General features: G+C 64.8%; 15 protein-coding genes and 1 pseudogene. All 16 read left to right on the top strand.

The window, feature by feature from the left end; all coding sequences use genetic code 11:
• Positions 1-61 precede the first annotated feature (61 nt).
• On the top strand, positions 62-1873 hold the full coding sequence (locus AC1DEZ_RS01975) for a helix-turn-helix domain-containing protein (RefSeq protein ID WP_476778417.1): 1812 nt from the start codon (positions 62-64) through the stop codon (positions 1871-1873).
• Positions 1874-1999: 126 nt separating this feature from the next.
• Positions 2000-2980 (top strand): flavin reductase, encoded by a 981-nt coding sequence (locus AC1DEZ_RS01970; RefSeq protein WP_476778416.1) that lies wholly within the window; start codon positions 2000-2002, stop codon positions 2978-2980.
• A gap of 15 nt (positions 2981-2995) precedes the next feature.
• A complete protein-coding gene (locus AC1DEZ_RS01965) occupies positions 2996-4507 on the top strand; it encodes an aldehyde dehydrogenase (protein ID WP_476778415.1) in 1512 nt (503 codons plus the stop codon).
• A gap of 38 nt (positions 4508-4545) precedes the next feature.
• The gene (locus tag AC1DEZ_RS01960; RefSeq protein WP_476778414.1) at positions 4546-5646 is read left to right on the top strand and encodes an LLM class flavin-dependent oxidoreductase; all 1101 of its coding nucleotides are present in this window, start codon (positions 4546-4548) and stop codon (positions 5644-5646) included.
• A 4-nt stretch (positions 5647-5650) separates the two neighbouring features.
• A complete protein-coding gene (locus AC1DEZ_RS01955) occupies positions 5651-6502 on the top strand; it encodes an alpha/beta fold hydrolase (RefSeq protein ID WP_441513210.1) in 852 nt (283 codons plus the stop codon).
• Positions 6499-6813 (top strand): NIPSNAP family protein, encoded by a 315-nt coding sequence (locus AC1DEZ_RS01950; protein WP_476778413.1) that lies wholly within the window; start codon positions 6499-6501, stop codon positions 6811-6813. The genes AC1DEZ_RS01955 and AC1DEZ_RS01950 overlap by 4 nt, the downstream gene beginning before the upstream one ends.
• A gap of 156 nt (positions 6814-6969) precedes the next feature.
• A complete protein-coding gene (locus tag AC1DEZ_RS01945; RefSeq protein WP_476778412.1) occupies positions 6970-8157 on the top strand; it encodes a quaternary amine ABC transporter ATP-binding protein in 1188 nt (395 codons plus the stop codon).
• A complete protein-coding gene (locus tag AC1DEZ_RS01940) occupies positions 8150-9103 on the top strand; it encodes an ABC transporter permease (RefSeq protein WP_441513213.1) in 954 nt (317 codons plus the stop codon). The genes AC1DEZ_RS01945 and AC1DEZ_RS01940 overlap by 8 nt, the downstream gene beginning before the upstream one ends.
• A 149-nt stretch (positions 9104-9252) precedes the next feature.
• A complete protein-coding gene (proX, locus tag AC1DEZ_RS01935; RefSeq protein WP_441513214.1) occupies positions 9253-10287 on the top strand; it encodes a glycine betaine/L-proline ABC transporter substrate-binding protein ProX in 1035 nt (344 codons plus the stop codon).
• A 325-nt stretch (positions 10288-10612) separates the two neighbouring features.
• Entirely contained in the window at positions 10613-11056 is a 444-nt protein-coding gene (locus AC1DEZ_RS01930; RefSeq protein ID WP_476778411.1) for a hypothetical protein, read from the top strand.
• Between the two features lie 44 nt (positions 11057-11100).
• Positions 11101-11315, top strand: a pseudogene (locus AC1DEZ_RS01925) (hydrolase); the annotation flags it as partial.
• Between the two features lie 42 nt (positions 11316-11357).
• Positions 11358-11930, top strand: a complete 573-nt coding sequence (locus AC1DEZ_RS01920) for an NADPH-dependent FMN reductase (RefSeq protein ID WP_476778410.1) — start codon at positions 11358-11360, stop codon at positions 11928-11930.
• A gap of 75 nt (positions 11931-12005) precedes the next feature.
• On the top strand, positions 12006-12506 hold the full coding sequence (locus AC1DEZ_RS01915; RefSeq protein ID WP_441513217.1) for a sugar dehydrogenase complex small subunit: 501 nt from the start codon (positions 12006-12008) through the stop codon (positions 12504-12506).
• A 10-nt stretch (positions 12507-12516) separates the two neighbouring features.
• The gene (locus AC1DEZ_RS01910; RefSeq protein ID WP_476778409.1) at positions 12517-14151 is read left to right on the top strand and encodes a GMC family oxidoreductase; all 1635 of its coding nucleotides are present in this window, start codon (positions 12517-12519) and stop codon (positions 14149-14151) included.
• Positions 14148-15557 carry a c-type cytochrome gene (locus tag AC1DEZ_RS01905; protein WP_476778408.1) on the top strand — a complete coding sequence of 470 codons (1410 nt, stop codon included), beginning with the start codon at positions 14148-14150 and terminating at the stop codon, positions 15555-15557. Before AC1DEZ_RS01910 ends, AC1DEZ_RS01905 begins: the two co-directional genes overlap by 4 nt.
• A gap of 312 nt (positions 15558-15869) precedes the next feature.
• Positions 15870-17102 (top strand): M20 family metallopeptidase, encoded by a 1233-nt coding sequence (locus AC1DEZ_RS01900; RefSeq protein WP_476778407.1) that lies wholly within the window; start codon positions 15870-15872, stop codon positions 17100-17102.
• Positions 17103-17106 lie beyond the last annotated feature (4 nt).

Below are 17106 nucleotides of genomic sequence, written 5' to 3'. Positions count from 1 at the left end.
AAACTCATGGATCGACCTGCGATGCGGCGTAAGATCATCTGCGGTCGGTAGGGAGAGACCCATGGCGGATCAGGCCTCGCAGATGCGTTCGTTGCGCGATGTCGCAAGCCGGATCAATTCGGGCGGCGATCTCGACACGGTGCTCCGCGATCTCATCCGCGCGGCCTGCGAGCATGGCGGCTGGGCGCTGGGGTCGATCATGGCGATCGACGCTCCGCATGGCGACGCTCATGTCGTCGTCCGCCATGATCCGACCTTGCTGCGCCGGCGTCTGGAGGATCGTTGGGAGCTGGCCACCAGCCCCGCCCTGATCGCGCTCCAGCGCAATGAGCCCGTCTACATCCGGGACGCGCGCGCCTCGGAGGAGTTTCCGGGCTATCGCCGGGAAGCCTTCGAACGCGACTACCGCACCGTGCTGGTGCTGCCGATGAGCTGCGCAGACGCGCAGGGGCGGGCCATGGTGCTGAACGTCGTCTCCCGCGACATTCAGGACGTCTCGGCCGACGACCTCGCCTTCATGAGCATGATCGTCCATCTCGGCGGCATCGCCGTCGAGCGCGAGCATCGCCTGCGCGCAGAGCGCCAAGCGGCCGAGCAGTTGCAGAACGCATTGCAGACCCAGACCACGCTGCTGCAAGCGGTTCTGTCGGGCGGCTCGACCGCGGCGCTCTCGACATTGCTGGCCGAACTGCTGCCGGAAGCGATCCTGGTGGTGGATTTCGCCGGAAACGCACTCGCGTCCAGCCGCTCGCCGGCGCCGCTGCATTTCGACGATGCCGCCTGGCAGCGGGCGCTCGACGGCGCGATCGGCGCCCAGATCACGGCCGCCGCACGCGACGCCGTGGCAGTGGGCCGCACCGAGCCTCTGGTTCTGCGCCTCGACGTTGGAGCTCAGCGGCTGCAGATCACGGCGCGGATCGAGGCGCTCGATGTCGATGGGCAGGCTGTCGGCGCGCTGGTGATCTTTCCGGAAGCCGGGGAGGGCGCCGGCGATCTCCGGCGCCTGCTGCTCGACAGCGTGAAATTCGCCTTGAGCGTGCAGATGATGCGCAGCGTCATCCGCTTCCGCTTCGAGACGCGCACGCTGACGGAGCTCTTCTTCGAGATCGTCGAACGGCGCTGGCGGGATGCCGACGACATCGTCCAGCGCGGCCGCCGGCTCGGGCTGGCGCTGGGCGCTCGGGCCCGGATGATCGTGGTGGATTTTCCCGACGGCCCGTCTCTGCCGGCCGATATCAGCGTCGACTGCCATCACGCCGTGACCAGGCTCGCGCGCCAGATGAACCTGCCAGTCAACGTCATCGCTGTCGGCGGCGGGCTCGTCTGCCTCGTTCCCGAGGAGAAGAGCGGCGAGACGGAGCGCGCCGGAAAGCTGGCGCGCCGCATGGTCGAGGTGCTCCGCCACAGTTTCAGCCGCGAGCCGATCGCCGTGCTCGGTGGCATCTGTGACGGGCTCGAGAGCTATCCCAAGGAATGGGATCGCTGCTGGCGGATGATCCGCATCGCGCGTTCCTTCGGGCGCAGTGGAACGTTGTCAGCCTTCGATTTTGGCCCGATGCCGATGCTGATCGGCGCCGCGGAATCGGTGGATGTACGCAGCTTCGTCGACGGCGCGATCGGTGCGGTGATCGCGCATGACCGTAAGCACGACACGCCCTATCTGGCGACGCTTGCGGCTTATCTGCGCGAGGGCTGCCGCGCCCAGGCCTGCGCCGATGCGATGGGGCTCCACGTCACGACGTTGCGCTACCGGCTCTCGCGGATCCAGGATCTTTTCGGCATCGACCCGGAGACCGCCGACAAGCGCTTTGCGATCGAGCTTGCCATCCGGCTGCACGGTGTCATCGAGAACACCGAAGCGACGGTGGCCTGAGGCGAAACTCGCTTCCACCGATCCGGCGAAACATTTCCGGAATTTGTCCAGCTATTCCTAGGAAGCGAACGGCAGCCTCGGCGCCTAGCCTCTTACCACGATCCCGCATTGATCGAGGTGAGGCGGATGCTCGCTCCCGCGGAAAAGACAGCAACGGCAATCGATCCGGTCGCGCTGCGACGCGCTTTCGGAACCTTCGTCACCGGCGTCACCGTGATCACGACGCGCGATGCCGAGGGGGCACCCCGCGGCATGACCGCGAACTCCTTCACCTCGGTTTCGCTCGATCCGCCCCTGCTTCTGGTCTGCGTCGGCAAGAGCGCCCATAGCTACGGCGCCTTCAACAGTTCCGGCGCCTTCGCGGTCAATCTCCTGCACGAGGCGCAGACCGATATCTCGAACCTGTTTGCCTCAAAGGCCGCGAACAAGTTCGACACGATCAATCATGACCACGTCCATACCGGCGCGCCGGTGCTCACCGATTGCCTGACCTGGTTCGACTGCACCGTGCATAGCCGCGTCGATGCCGGCGATCACCTGGTGCTGATCGGCGAGGTGCAGGCCTTCGGTACGAGCCCTTCCGCGCCGCTCGGCTTCTGCCGCGGCCGCTATGCGAATGTGAAGGATCCGCTGCCGCCGGGCTGGCTTGAATCCCAGGGTATGATCGTCGGTTATCTGATCGAGTCCGACGGCAGGCTTTTGCTGCGGTCGGACGGCAAGGGCGGCTGGGTGCTGCCGAGCGCGAAGCGCCGCATCGCCGATAGCGAGCTGAAGCTCGATGGTGGCGAGGCGCTGACGCTCCTGCCCGACGACACCTTCCTCTACTCCGTCTTCGACGTCACCGACGGCGATCCGGGCTACCTGATCTACCGCGCCCGCCTCGCACAGGCAGCGGCCTCGCAACCGCTTTCCGCCGGCTTGCGCTTCTTCCCGATCGACCAGCTTCCCTATGACGAGATTCCGACCCGGGAAATCTCTTCGATGCTGCGCCGCTACGTCCGCGAGAGCGCCAGCAAGCGCTTCGGAATCTACATGGATTCCGATGATGGCGGCCGCCTCGCCATGGTCGGCGATGCGCAGCCCTGGGCCAACCTTCCGCAAATCTGAGCTGGCAGAGCGACCATGAAGACGACCGTCAAATCTCTCGAAGGTTCGCGCCAGGGCCTGTTCATCGATGGCGCCTTCGTCGCGCCCAGGAGCGGCGCCTACGTCGCGTCATACGATCCGACCACGGCCGTGCCCTGGTACGAATTCGCCCAGGGCGACGCCCATGATGTCGACGCCGCCGTGCGCTCGGCCAGGGCCGCCTTCGTCAACCCGGCCTGGCGCCGGATGACGCAGACCGAGCGCGGCAAGCTGGTGCGCCGTCTCGGCGAGCTTGTGCTCGCGAACGCCGATGAGCTCGCGATGATCGAGTGCCGCGACAACGGCAAGCTGCTCAAGGAGATGCGCGCCCAGATGCGCGCGATCCCGGACTCCTATTTCTACTTCGCCGGCATGGCCGACAAGCTTCAGGGCGATACGATTCCGGTCAACAAGCTCGACTCGCTGAATTTCAACCTGCGCGAGCCTCTTGGCGTGATCGGCATGATCATTCCCTGGAACTCGCCGTTGATGATGCTGACGGGCACGCTGGCGCCTTGCCTCGCCATCGGCAACACCATCGTCGTGAAGCCTTCCGAGCACGCGACCGCCTCCAGCCTCGCGCTGGCCGAACTCGCGATCGAGGCCGGAATTCCGCCCGGCGTGATCAATGTCGTCACCGGCGACGGCGCCACCACCGGCGAGGCGCTGACGCGCCACCCCGGCATCGCCAAATACGTCTTCACCGGCTCGACCTTCACCGGCCGCAAGATAGCGGCCAATGCCGCGCACCACCTCGCTCCCTGCCAGATGGAGCTCGGCGGCAAGTCACCTCACGTCATCTTCTCCGATGTCGATATCGATCGCGCGGTGAACGGCGTCGTCTCCGGCGTCTTTGCCGCCGCGGGCCAGACCTGCGTCGCGGGCTCCCGCTGCTTCGTCGAGCGGCCGATCTATGACCGTTTCGTGGAGGCGCTGGTCGAGCGCACGCGCCGCATCAAGGTCGGCCATCCGCAGAGCGAAGACACCGATATCGGCCCGGTCGCGCTCGCCTCGCAGCTCGCCAAGGTCGAGGACTATGTCGGGGCCGGCGTGCGCGAGGGTGCGAAGGTCGCGGTCGGCGGGCGGAAGCCGCAGGACGGCGAGCTGGCCCGCGGCTGGTATTTCGAGCCGACCGTCATGGTCGAGGCCCGCAACGACATGCGCTTCATGCGCGAGGAGATCTTCGGGCCGGTCGTCGGCATCGTGCCGTTCGAGACCGAGGCCGAGATGATCCAGCTCGCCAACGACACCGAATACGGCCTCGCCTCGGGCATCTGGACCAAGGATATCGATCGGGCGATGCGTTTCGCCCGCGAGATCGATGCCGGCACCGTCTGGATCAACACCTACCGCTCTGCCGCCTACATGTCCGCCAATGGCGGCATGAAGAACAGCGGCTATGGCCGCCGCGGCGGCTTCGAGGTCATGCGCGAGTTCTCGCGCCTGAAGAACGTTCTCATCGACTACTCGGGCGCCATGCAGGACCCGTTCGTGATCCGCCTGCGCTGAGCGGCCCACGGCATGAGCCAGAACGACGGAGGAAAGCCATGAAATTCGCCGTTTCCATCAGCATGGAGCGCTTCTCGCCGGGGGAGTCCATGCAGGACGCCGTCAGGAACTTCCGTGCGCTGGCGAAAGTCGCCGACGAGGGCGGTTTCGAGACGCTATGGACCGCTGAACACCACACCATCGAGTGCACGATCTCGCCGAACCCCTTTCAGACGCTGACCTGGCTCGCCCAGCATACCGACCGCATCCGGTTGGGCACCGCGACGCTGGTGGCGCCCTACTGGTCGCCGATCCGCCTCGCCGGCGAGGCGGCGCTCTGCGACCACCTGACGGGCGGGCGCCTGGAATTCGGCATCGCGCGCGGCGCCTATCAATACGAGTTCGACCGTATGGCCGGCGGCATTCCCCAGCAGGAAGGCGTCGCCTTCATGAAGGAGCTGGTCCCGGCGGTGCGGAAGCTCTGGGCCGGTGACTACGAGCATGACGGCCAGTACTGGAAATTCCCGCTCGCCACCTCGGTGCCCAAGCCCTTGCAGCAGCCGCACCCGGCGATCTGGGTGGCGGCACGCGACCCCGGCACCTTCGACTGGGCGGTGGGCATCGGCGCCAATATCCTCTCGACGCCGCTCTCGGCGCCGCCGGCCGAGGTCGGGGTGCTCGGCGAGAAATTCCGCAAGGCGGTGGCCGATCACCCGGAGCGCCCGCGTCCGCGCCTGATGATGCAGCGGCGCACCTGCGTCTACGACCGGCAGGCGGATTGGGAGCTCGCCGTGCGGCACTCGGTCGACTATGGCGGCTATTTCGAGAATCTGATGCAGAACAGCGGTGCGGTAAGGAACGGTTTCCCCGAGGCCATTCCGTTCGAGACCATCGCCAACCGCGACAACTACAATCCGCAGGCGGTGCGCGACAATCTGATGTTCGGCACGCCGGACGAGATCATCCGCAAGCTGCAGGTTTACGAGGATGCCGGCGTCGACCAGTTCGCGCTGGGCCTCTCCTTCAACCTGCCTTTCGCATTGCAGATGAAGACGCTGCGGCTCTTCATCGACGAGGTGATGCCGCATTTCGCCGCCCGCGAGCGCGAGAAGACCAAGGCGGCGGCGCAGGCTCCGCGCCTGGCCGCGGTCGGGCACTAAGGCGATGGCTGGCGCGACATTGCCTGCCCGGCGTGCCGAGCCGGCGCAGGGACCGCAAAGCCTGACCGTCGGCGGCGTCACGCTGAATTACCGGATCGAGGGGGAGGGCGAGCCGCTGATCTGCATCCACGGCGTCGGCTCCTATCTCGAGGCCTGGGAGGGCGTGGTCGAGCGCCTCTCAGACCGTTTCCGCATCCTGAGCTTCGACCTGCGCGGCCATGGCCGCTCGAGCAAGCCGCGCGGCCGCTACGAGATCGACGATTTCGTCGGCGACGTGCTGGCACTGGCCGATCATACCGGGTTCGGCAGCTTCAACCTCGCCGGCTTCTCGCTTGGTGGGCTGATCGCACAGCGCCTGGCGCTGACGCATCAACAGCGCATCCGCCGCCTCATTCTGCTGGCAACCGTCGCCGGGCGCACCGAAGAAGAGCGGGAACGTGTCGCCGCCCGACTTACCGCCCTGCAGGCGGGCGATCGCGGCTCGCATTACGACGCCTCGCTCTCGCGCTGGCTGACCGAAGACTTCCAGGCGAAGAACCCGGAACTCATCGCCAAGCTGCGCCAGCGCAATGCGGAGAACGACCCGGAGTGCTATGCTGCGGCCTATCGCGTGCTGGCCCAAACGGATTTCGGCGGGCTGCTCGACCAGATCCGCGTGCCCGTCCTGATCGCGACCGGGGAAGAGGACGCCGGCTCCAATCCGCGCATGGCGCGCTACATGCACGAGCGCATTTCCGGCTCGAAGCTGCACATCCTGCCGGGCCTGCGCCACTCGATCCTGACCGAGGCGCCCGAGCAGGTCGCCGGGCTGATGCGCGGCTTCCTCGGGGACGGCAGGGAGGAGCGGCAGCCATGATCGTCGAAGAACGCATCTACCGGATCCGCAACGGCCGGATGGGCCGCTATCTCCAGTTGGTCCGCGAGGAAGGGCTGGCGATCCAGCAACCCATCCTCGGCCATCTGGTCGGCTATTTCACCACCGAGATCGGGGCGCTCAGCCATGTGACCCATCTTTGGGCCTATGCCGATTTCGAGGACAGGACGCGCCGGCGCCGGCAGCTCGCGGACGACCCGCGCTGGCAGGCCTTCCTGCCCAGGCTGTCGGAGAACATCGAGCAGGCCGAGAACCGGATCCTGCTGCCGACGGATTTTTCGCCGCTCCGCTAGCAGCGGCCGCCTGCGTATTCCTCCAGGGGGACGAGGGAGAGGAACGTTCCTCCATCGGATCGCAGGAAGACGCGTCATCCCCGCCGGCACTTAATGGTGTCGGCAGGCAGGTCGAACAAGCCCGATCAATCGGGCGCCGAGAAGAGGGGGCCGGACATGACCGAGCGACTGCAAATCCAGAATCTGTACAAGATATTTTCGAGCACGCCGCGCCCGGCGCTGGAGATGCTCGCGAAGGGCGGCAACAAGAACGAGGTCTTCGAGAAGCTCGGCGCGGTGGTCGGGCTCAACAACGTCTCGCTGAGCGTGCCCGAGGGTGCCATGTACATGGTCATGGGCCTGTCGGGCTCGGGCAAGTCGACGCTGGCCCGCTGCATCAACCGGCTGAACGAGCCGAGCGGCGGCAAGATCCTGCTCGACGGGCGCGACATCGTTCCGCTGGGCGAGGAGGAGCTACGCGAGGTGCGCCGCACCCGCATCTCCATGGTTTTCCAGCATTTCGCACTGCTGCCCAACAAGCGCGTCATCGAGAATGTCGAATTCGGCCTGAAGCTGCGCGGCATTGCGCCGGGCGAGCGGCGCCGCCGCGCCGAGGAGGTGCTGAGCGTCGTTGGCCTCGGCCGCTGGGGCTACCACTTCCCGCATGAGCTGTCGGGCGGCATGCGCCAGCGCGTCGGCCTCGCCCGCGCGCTGGCGACCGACGCCGACATTCTGATCATGGACGAAGCCTTCAGCGCGCTCGACCCACTGATCCGTACCGAGATGCAGGACGAATTGCTGCGCCTGCAGCGCACGCTGAACAAGACGATCCTGTTCATCACCCATGATTTCCAGGAGGCGCTGAAGCTCGGCACCCGCATCGCCATCATGTCCGATGGCGAGCTGGTGCGCGAAGGCACGCCTCAGTCGATCGTGCTGGAGCCGGGCAGCGACTATGTCGCCGCCTTCACCCGCGAGGTCGACCGCGCGCGGCTGTTCGATGCGCGTTCCGTGATGCGGCCGGGCGAGCCGATCCTGCAGTCGGAGCGCGGAGCGCTGATCGGCGAGGCCGGCGGCGCCGGCTTCGTGCTCGACCGCGAGGGCAAGGTGCTCGGGACGCTCGACGCCGAAGCTTGCGGGCAAGCCCGTGCGGGCGGCGAGATCGCGGCCCCGAGCGGCGACTATGTCAGCGTCCCGCCCGGCGCGAAGCTCCTCGACGTGGCCCGCAGCTATCGCGACGGCCGCCCGATCGCGGTCGTCGACGATGACGGCAAGTTCATGGGGTCGCTCGGCGCCGACGACATCCTCGCCCGCATCTCATCCACCACTCCCAAGCCCGCTTCGGTCGGAGAGCATCATGCTTAAAGCCGACGATCTCGCCGTTTTCCCGATCGACGCCTGGATCCAGCAGGGCGTCAGCTGGGTCGCGCTCAATCTGCGGCCGATCTTCCTCGCCATCAAATGGCCGGTCGAGAACCTGCTGAGCCTAAACGACTGGCTCCTCCACGCCATTCCGTTCCCGCTCTTCGTGGTCGGCTTCTTCCTGCTGGCCTGGCGGCTCTCCACGCCCGGCATCGCGATCTTCAGTGCGGTCTCGCTGATCGTGATCGCCATGCTCGGCGTGTGGAACGAGGCGATGACGACGCTCTCGCTGATCTCGACCGCCATCGTCTTCTGCGCCGTCATCGGCATTCCGATCGGCATCTGGTGCGCGCGCAGCGACCGGGTCTGGAACGTCGTCCGCCCGATCCTCGACATCATGCAGACCACGCCGAGCTTCGTTTATCTCGTGCCGGTGGTGATGCTGTTCGGCGTCGGCACCGTGCCCGGCGAGGTCGCGGTCGTGACGGCGGCGGCGCCCCCGCTGATCCGCTTCACCAATCTCGGCATCCGCATGGTGGAGCACGAGATCGTCGAGGCCGGTCTCGCCTTCGGTGCGGACAAGCGCCAGCTCCTCTTCGAGATCCAGCTGCCGCTGGCTATCCCGACCATCCTCGGCGGCCTGAACCAGACCGTCCTGACGGCGATGGTGCTCTCGGTGGTCGTCGCCATGATCGGTGCGGAGGGCCTCGGCCTCGTCGTGCTGCAGGGCCTTGGCCGCCTCGATGTCGGCCGTGCTGCCGTGGGCGGCATCGCCATCGTGCTCCTCGCCATGGTGCTCGACCGGATCACGCAGAAGCTCGCCGCTCCCAAGGCCGGTGGCAGGGCAGCTGCACGCGCCTCGTTGCTCGGCGCGGTCGCGCGGCTGTTCAAGGGCGGTCGGCCGGACGAGACCGTCCAGGCCGTGGCACCGGTGAAGCAGGCGCTCTGAACGCGTTGCGGAGCCTCCACGCCGCGGGAGGTGCTCGCACTCAAGGAATGGCCGGGACAGCGCAGCGTTCCGGTTTTTAAGACCCGTCGCAAGGGCGGGCAGGGGAAAGCAACCACGGCCGGCACGGTCGACGACGAGGAGAACAGTTGATGACCATGACCAGATTGAAGATGCTGACGGTGGCAATGGCCGCTGGCGCGCTCGCCTTTGCGGCGGCGCCTGCTCAGGCGCAGGAACTGCCCGGCAAGGGCAAGACCGTGCGCTACGCCCAGAGCGACAGCCTCGGCGCCAACTACGTCACCGCCCAGATCGTGATGAAAGCGCTGAAGGAGCTCGGCTACGACGTCAAGCTCAGCACCGTGAACACGACGCTGTTCTTCCAGGCGGCGGGGCAGGGCGATCTCGACCTTGCGACCGACGTCAACTTCCCGCAACGCGAGCCGGGCTTCCGCGCGGTGGAGAAGGATGCCGAGATCGTCGGAGGCGGCATGATCGTCGGCGGCGGCATCAACGGCTACCTGATCGACAAGAAGACCGCCGACGCCCACAACATCACCTCTCTGATCCAGATGAAGGACCCCAAGATCGCGGCGCTGTTCGGCAAGGACGGCAAGGCCGACCTGATCAACTGCGATCCCGGCTGGTCCTGCGGCGACGTCGTCGATTTCCAGCTCGACAAGTTCGGCCTGAAGGACAACGTCAAGTCGATCCGCGGCAAGTACGAGGCGCTGATGGTCGAGGCCGTGGCCCGCGTGAAGCGCGGCGAGCCGGCCTTCTTCTATGCCTGGAGCCCGTCCTGGGTGAACAACGCGCTGGTTCCTGGCAAGGATGTCGTCTGGCTGCCGACGCCGGAGGACGCGCTGCCGCCCTCCGTCCCGAACAAGGGTTCGGCCCTGGTCAAGGGTGTCAAGGGCTGCGCCGGCGGCGCCGATCCCTGCCGCATGGCGATGGCCTCCTGGAACTGGGGTTCGGTCGCCAACAAGAAGTTTATCGCCGCGAATCCGGCTGTGAAGGCGCTCGTCGAGAACATGAAGTTCCCGCTCGAGGACTGGTCCCACTGGGAGTTCAATATCAACAAGAACGGCGGCAGCAACGCCCTCATCACGAAGATGGCCGAAGAATGGGTCGGTGCGCACAAGACCCAGTTCGACAGCTGGGTCGCGGCCGGACGCGCTGCGAAGTAAGCGAAGGCGATATTTCAACGCTTTGGAAGGGCGGGGCCGGTTTCGGCCTCGCCCATTTTTTCGAACTCGGACTGTTGAGCAGCAGCCATAAGCCTCCGCAGAAACTGCTGCGGCGAGGCTGCCCTCACACGAGAATAGATCCACGGCAACATCGTGCGACCAAAGTTGATAAGTGCAGCGCCCTGTTTCATTTGCCTGAACCTAGGCTCCGCGAATTCACATTCAGTTGATCGATTGCTTTCCCCGAAACGTCGCCTTGAATTGATCTAAACGCAGTGTCCCTATGTCGGTCTGGGCGTTATGGGCATCGGCTTAGGATCGCCTCATGCAGACTGTGGAATGCGCCGTCTCGACCGTCGATGCTTTGGTAGCGGTCACCAAGGACCCGGGTATCCAGCGAATCGTCGTTCACGGCAGTCTGGCGAACGTGCCGTCGATCCGTCTGTCTCCCGGGCAGAGCCTCGGACGGATCGAATTGCGCGGCGTCACGACGACTGGCTGCGTTCGGATCCTCGCCCGCGACAAGGTTCGCGCAGGCCATGTCGATGTGAACGGGCTCGATATCATCGCGGCCGATGCTCGGAGCGAGACAGAACGCCCGCACGGATATGGCGTCTATGTCATCACCGGCGCGTTCGAGATCGAGTTCGCCGGCGGCATCAAGACTAACGGAGCCGGCGTAGCTCCCGTCGAACAACATGGCGCGATCGAATCCCTGCGCGTGAGCGGCGGCTTGGTTGCCGCCGGCGGAGGCTTCGACAGAATCTGACGGGGTGCCGGGTCTCCCCGCGCGATGATCGGAGGAGGAAAGCGATGTCCAGCGAACCGATCCGCGATCCCGTCAAGGACCATCTGCTGACGCCAGAGAATGCGGCCTTCATCATCATCGACGACCAGCCGGTGCAGGTGAAATCCGTCGCCTCGATGGACCGCCCGTTGCTGATCGCACCACTATCAATTCTTGGGAAGATGTCGAATTCCGCAAGGCTGTCGAAGCAACCGGCCGCGAGAAGCTCGTTTCGGCCGCGGACTGAGCGGCCTCAAACCGCCGCGCCTAAATGGAGGTTTCGATGACCGTACATAAAGTTGGCTACCTTATCGGCAGCCTCGCCAAGGGATCGATCAATCGCAAACTCGCGAAGGCGTTGGTCCAACTTGCGCCCCCGGAGTTAGAAATGTCGGAGGTGTCCTTCAAGGATCTGCCGCTCTACAGCTACGACTACGATGCTGATTTTCCGCCTTCTGCACGCGCCTTCAAGGATGCCCTCGCTGCCGTAGAGGCCGTCCTCTTCATCACGCCGGAGTATAATCGTTCGATCCCCGGCGGGTTGAAAAACGCAATCGACTGGGCCAGCCGCCCCTATGGCAAGAATTCGTTCACGCGCAAGCCATCTGCAGTCATCGGCACGTCGCCCGGCGCGATCGGAACGGCCGTCGCCCAGCAGAGTCTACGCAGTGTGCTCAGTTTCTGTAATTCGCCGCAGATGAACGCTCCTGAAGCCTATATTCGCTTCACTCCGGGCCTGATTTCCGATGATGGTGAGGTGAGCAATGAAGAAACCGAAGATTTCTTGCGAAACTATATGACCGAATTCCATACCTTCATCGCAAGGGTTCTTTCAGTCCTGCCTCCGGACGCGTAGGGGGCGGACTATTCCGACGCCGACGCTGTCGGCTCAAATCCGCCGGCGTCGCGACTGCAACATCGGACATGTGTCATGCAGGCTTCAAAAGCGCATCCTGATCCTGGCCGCCGGCTTCTGCTTTTCGGACTTGTTTCGGCCTACACGGCATCCTTGATCCCGTGGGCGCTGGCTCAGGAAGCGACGGACGCAGACCATGGCGCGTTCCTGGCGCTGTCGGCCATCCTGGCAGGGCGCCCGTCGCTCGACGCGGCACAGTCCCTGCGTCTGTTCGGCGCCCTTGTGGCCGACGATCCCGGTTTTCCTGCTGCAACGAAGGCGCTGCTCGACATGATCGAGCAGCGCAAGATCGATCCCATGCAGTTGCAGAAAACTTTGGACGACGAAAAGTCGTCACTGGCGCCGTTGCCGACCCGGATCGTGACGGCCTGGTACATGGGCATCGTTGGGGACGGGACCAAGGCGCGCTGCCTCGCCTTCGAGACGGCGCTTAATGCGCAGACCGTCGCCGACGTTTTGAAGCCGCCGACCTATGCCTACGGCGCCTATGGCAGTTGGGCGCGAAGCCCGATCTGAGGAAAACACGATGGCCGATACGCTGTCAGCGGACTTCGTCGTCATCGGATCGGGGATCATCGGTTCGCTGGTCGCTCGCAAGCTTGCGCTCGCCGGCGCGTCGGTTCTCATTCTCGAAGCCGGCCCACGCGTCACGCGCGGCGAGCTGGTGGCACGCTTCCGCAATTCGCCGCGCCGCAGCGACTGGATGTCGCCTTACCCGCCCGCGGCCTGGGCACCGCATCCGATCTATCAGCCGGAGCCGAACAACTATCTCGTACAGGCCGGACCCTACCCCTACGCCGCCGAGTATGTTCGGCAGGTCGGCGGCACGACATGGCATTGGGCGGCCCAAGCCTGGCGCAATCTGCCCAACGATTTCAAGATCAAAACCCTGTATGGCGTCGGCGTCGACTGGCCGATGAGTTATGACGACATCGAGCCCTTCTACCAGGAGGCCGAGGAGATCATGGGCGTTTCGGGCGCGCCCGACACCGGCTCGCCGCGCAACAAGCCTTTCCCGATGGAGCCGGTCGCCGAGCCTTTTGCCATGCGCCGCCTGCGAGAGCGGCTCGCCTCCGACTACCCGGTCGTGACCAACACCACGGCGCGCAACAGCCGGCCCTATGACGGCCGGCCGGCCTGCTGCGGCAACAACTCCTGCCAGCCAATCTGCCCCATCGATGCCCAGTACCATGGTGGGCTCGCGGCGGCCGCCGCCGAGACGGCCGGGGCAAAGCTGGTTCCCAACGCCAATGTCTACAAGCTCGAACATGACGAGAAGGGCCGCATCGCGGCGGCGCTTTACTACGATCCCGACAAGGTCTCGCACCGGGTCACCGGCAAGACCTTCATAGTCGCTGCCAACGGCATCGAAAGCCCGCGCCTGCTGCTGCTGTCGGCCAGCGGCAAGTTCCCGAAGGGCCTCGCCAACAGCTCCGACATGGTCGGCCGCAATCTGATGGATCATCCGAGCACCTCGCTGACCTTCGACGCCGACGAGGAGGTATGGCTGGGACGGGGACCGCAAAGCCCGAGTTCGATCAATACGATGCGCGACGGCGCGTTCCGCTCCGAGCACGCTCCCTACCGGCTGGATTTCACCAACATCTCGCGTGTCGATGGTGCCACGAAAAGTCTAATCGCGGCCGGCGTTTATGGTACGGAACTGGAGAAGCGCCTGCGCTACAGTGCGGCCCGCGAGATGAACGTGAAGAACGTGCTCGAGGTGCTACCGGACCCCAAGCACCGTATAACCCTGAGCTCCGAGAAGGATGCGATGGGCATTCCGAAGCCCGAAGCGCATTATGCGATCGCCGACTACACGAAGCGTGGTCATGAGCGCTCCCAGCAGGACTTCCGCCGCATCGCCGAACGGATGGGTGGGACCAACCTGCGCTTCAGCAGGGACGGCGACTTCGCCAACAACCAGCACATTTGCGGCACGCTCAGCATGGGCAGCGACCCCAAAACCTCAGTCTGCGATCAATGGGGACGTGCGCACGACCACGAGAACCTCTTCCTGGCGAGCACCGGCGTGCTGCCGACTTCCGCGACCTGCAACTCGACGGAGAACGGCCTGGCCGTCGCCCTGCGCTCGGTCGCGCATATTCTGGGGCGGAAGAGCGCCTCGCTTGCCGCTCCGATGAGCGAAGCGAAGACATGAGCCGCGCGATGCATCGCCTGTTTTCCGGTTTCGCGCTTGCCCTGGCGTTGTCCGTGCCCGGCACGTCAGACGCGCAGCAGTCCACCGGGGCCGCGGTCGATCAGATCGCGCATGGAAAATACCTCGCCACGGCATCCGATTGCATGGCCTGCCATACGGCGCCCGGCGGCGCGGCCATGGCCGGCGGCCTTTCCATTGCCACGCCCATCGGCCCGATCGTTGCCACCAACATCACGCCGTCGAAGGCAAACGGCATCGGCAATTACACGCTTGAACAGTTCGACGCCGCGTTGCGCAAAGGCGTGCGGGCGGACGGCAGGCAGCTCTACCCAGCGATGCCCTATACCTCTTATGTGCAGCTGTCCGACGACGACGTCGCCGCGCTCTACGCCTATTTCATGAATGACGTGGTGCCGGTCGAAACCCGCCCTGCTGAAACGAAATTGCCGTTCCCGTTCAACATCCGCCTGTCGATGGCCGCCTGGAACCTGCTGTTCCTCGACAAAGGCCCGTTCAAGCCCGATCCCGCGCATAACGCCGAATGGAACCGGGGCGCCTATCTCGTGCGTGGGCCGGCGCATTGCGGAAGCTGCCATACACCGCGCAATCTGTTCATGGCGGAAAGGACGTCGAGCGAAATGGCCGGGGGCGAGGTTGGCTTCTGGCATGCGCCCAACATCACATCCGACCCCAACAGCGGGATTGGTGGATGGACCGTCGAAGAACTGGTCACCTATATGCGCGACGGCCACGCTTCAGGAAAAAGCCAGGCCGCTGGCCCGATGGCAGAAGCAATCGACTACAGCTTGCGGTTTTTGACCGAGGAGGACCTGAAGGCGATCGCGGTTTACCTTAAAACGGTTTCGCCTATTCGTGACCCGGCCGACACGAAGCCGGTCTTTGACTGGGGCGTACCGTCAGATGAGCTGGCTAGCATCCGCGGCGTGGCGCTGCCGTCGAACCCGGACGCCATGAGCGGTCCGCAGATTTACGATGCTTATTGCGCAACCTGCCACCAGGCGCAGGGACAGGGCAGCTTTAAGGGCGGCCTGCCGTCGCTGCTGCACAATACCGCGTTGGGCAGGACCAATACCAACAATCTGGTGATGGTCATCCTGGATGGGCTGCGCCGCCAGCCGGATGTTTTTATGCCGGGCTTCGCCAAGGAGCTTTCGGATACGCAGGTTGCAACCCTGAGCAACTATCTGATCCAGCATTTCGGCAACCCGGCGGCCAAGGTCTCTGTCGAACAAACAGCCTCGGTTCGGAGCGGAACAACAAGCACCGTCCTCGTCACTCTCGCGCAGACGGCCATGGCGGCGGGGGGGCTTGTCGTGATTGGCCTTATCAGTTGGTTCCTTGTGCGGCGGAATAAAAGCAGGCGCACAGCGCAGATCCGAGGATAATCTCATTTTTGACTGTTGCGCATGCAGCACTGGCAGCATTTGGAAGATTAGGAAGGTGATGGCGACGTGACTCCGGGATCGCGACCGCGAGATAGGATGCCGGCGTTACGCTGACGGAATGCGGTTAGATTCAGGTCAACTGGCACCTCGAAACAATCGAAGATTTCGCGATCGCGATGGTCGATGAGCTCGAGCCTCCTGCCAACAGCCGCAATCGCTTCACCGGCGGATACTAGCCAAGGGCAGCGTCAGAAGGAGATTATGATGGCTGGGCATGACTCCTCCCGAAGTGCATCTGCAGTCCTGGCGGACATGGCCAAGCTGCTGCCCGATCTCGAGGCGCTCTACAAGGACGTTCACGCCCATCCCGAACTGTCGATGCAGGAGACGCGAACCGCGAGCCTCGCCGCGGACAAGCTCAGGAAAGCCGGCTTCGAGGTGACAACTGGCGTGGGTAAGACGGGCGTGGTCGGATTGCTTCGCAACGGCGAGGGGCCGACGGTCATGCTCCGGGCCGACATGGACGCGTTGCCGATCGCCGAGAACACTGGCCTGGACTATGCCAGCAAGGTCACAGCGACGGATGCCGAAGGCAGCACCGTCCCGGTGGGCCATATGTGCGGCCATGACATGCACGTCGCCTGGCTGGTTGGTGCGGCGACGTTGCTGTCACAGGCGCGCGGTGCCTGGAAGGGCACGTTGATGGCCGTCTTCCAGCCCGGCGAGGAAACCGCGCAAGGCGCTCGGGCGATGATCGATGACGGTCTGCTTCAACGTTTCCCAACGCCCGATGTCGTGCTTGGCCAGCATGTCATGGTCGGCCCCGCCGGCAGCGTTGCCGGAAGCGCTGGACCGATCACGTCCGCTGCGGACAGCCTGCAAATCCGCCTGTTCGGGCGCGGCGCACACGGGTCTATGCCGCAGGCCAGCATCGATCCCGTCGTCATGGCGGCATCCGTGGTCCTGCGGCTCCAGGCTATCGTGTCCCGCGAGGTTGCCGCAAACGACGCGGCAGTGGTCACTGTGGGCGTGCTACAGGCAGGCACCAAGGAAAACGTCATCCCCGACGACGCCGTCATCAAGCTCAATGTGCGTACGTTCGACGAAGGCGTGCGCAAGCATGTGCTCGCCGCCATCGAGCGGATCGTCAACGCTGAGGCCGAAGCCTCCGGCGCGCCGCGCAAACCGGAGATCACGCCGCTCGATCGCTACCCTCTGAACGTCAATGACGAAGCCGCCAGCAACCGCATCGCCGCAGCGTTTCGCGGGTATTTTTCGCCCGATCGGGTGAAGCATACTGGTCCCGCCCCTGCGAGCGAGGACTTTGGTTGCTTCGGCACCGCATGGCAGGTGCCTTCGGTATTCTGGTTCGTGGGTGGCAACGATCCCAAGGTCTATGCCGAGGCCAAGGCGGCCGGCAAGCTGAACGAATTGCCGGTCAATCACAGCCCGCAATTCGCGCCGGTTCTGCATCCTACGCTGGAAACGGGCGTCGAGGCACTGGTTGTCGGAGCGCTCGCTTGGCTGGGCGCAAAAACAACATGAACCG

This window comes from Allobosea sp. 10L422 (assembly GCF_056395345.1).
This window is presented reverse-complemented; position numbering and strand designations above follow the sequence as displayed.

Coding starts and splice junctions, on each gene's coding strand:
- AC1DEZ_RS01975 (WP_476778417.1), top strand. CDS start 62: ATGGCGGATCAGGCCTCGCAGATGCGTTCGTTGCGCGATGTCGCAAGC.
- AC1DEZ_RS01970 (WP_476778416.1), top strand. CDS start 2,000: ATGCTCGCTCCCGCGGAAAAGACAGCAACGGCAATCGATCCGGTCGCG.
- AC1DEZ_RS01965 (WP_476778415.1), top strand. CDS start 2,996: ATGAAGACGACCGTCAAATCTCTCGAAGGTTCGCGCCAGGGCCTGTTC.
- AC1DEZ_RS01960 (WP_476778414.1), top strand. CDS start 4,546: ATGAAATTCGCCGTTTCCATCAGCATGGAGCGCTTCTCGCCGGGGGAG.
- AC1DEZ_RS01955 (WP_441513210.1), top strand. CDS start 5,651: ATGGCTGGCGCGACATTGCCTGCCCGGCGTGCCGAGCCGGCGCAGGGA.
- AC1DEZ_RS01950 (WP_476778413.1), top strand. CDS start 6,499: ATGATCGTCGAAGAACGCATCTACCGGATCCGCAACGGCCGGATGGGC.
- AC1DEZ_RS01945 (WP_476778412.1), top strand. CDS start 6,970: ATGACCGAGCGACTGCAAATCCAGAATCTGTACAAGATATTTTCGAGC.
- AC1DEZ_RS01940 (WP_441513213.1), top strand. CDS start 8,150: ATGCTTAAAGCCGACGATCTCGCCGTTTTCCCGATCGACGCCTGGATC.
- proX (WP_441513214.1), top strand. CDS start 9,253: ATGACCATGACCAGATTGAAGATGCTGACGGTGGCAATGGCCGCTGGC.
- AC1DEZ_RS01930 (WP_476778411.1), top strand. CDS start 10,613: ATGCAGACTGTGGAATGCGCCGTCTCGACCGTCGATGCTTTGGTAGCG.
- AC1DEZ_RS01920 (WP_476778410.1), top strand. CDS start 11,358: ATGACCGTACATAAAGTTGGCTACCTTATCGGCAGCCTCGCCAAGGGA.
- AC1DEZ_RS01915 (WP_441513217.1), top strand. CDS start 12,006: ATGCAGGCTTCAAAAGCGCATCCTGATCCTGGCCGCCGGCTTCTGCTT.
- AC1DEZ_RS01910 (WP_476778409.1), top strand. CDS start 12,517: ATGGCCGATACGCTGTCAGCGGACTTCGTCGTCATCGGATCGGGGATC.
- AC1DEZ_RS01905 (WP_476778408.1), top strand. CDS start 14,148: ATGAGCCGCGCGATGCATCGCCTGTTTTCCGGTTTCGCGCTTGCCCTG.
- AC1DEZ_RS01900 (WP_476778407.1), top strand. CDS start 15,870: ATGGCCAAGCTGCTGCCCGATCTCGAGGCGCTCTACAAGGACGTTCAC.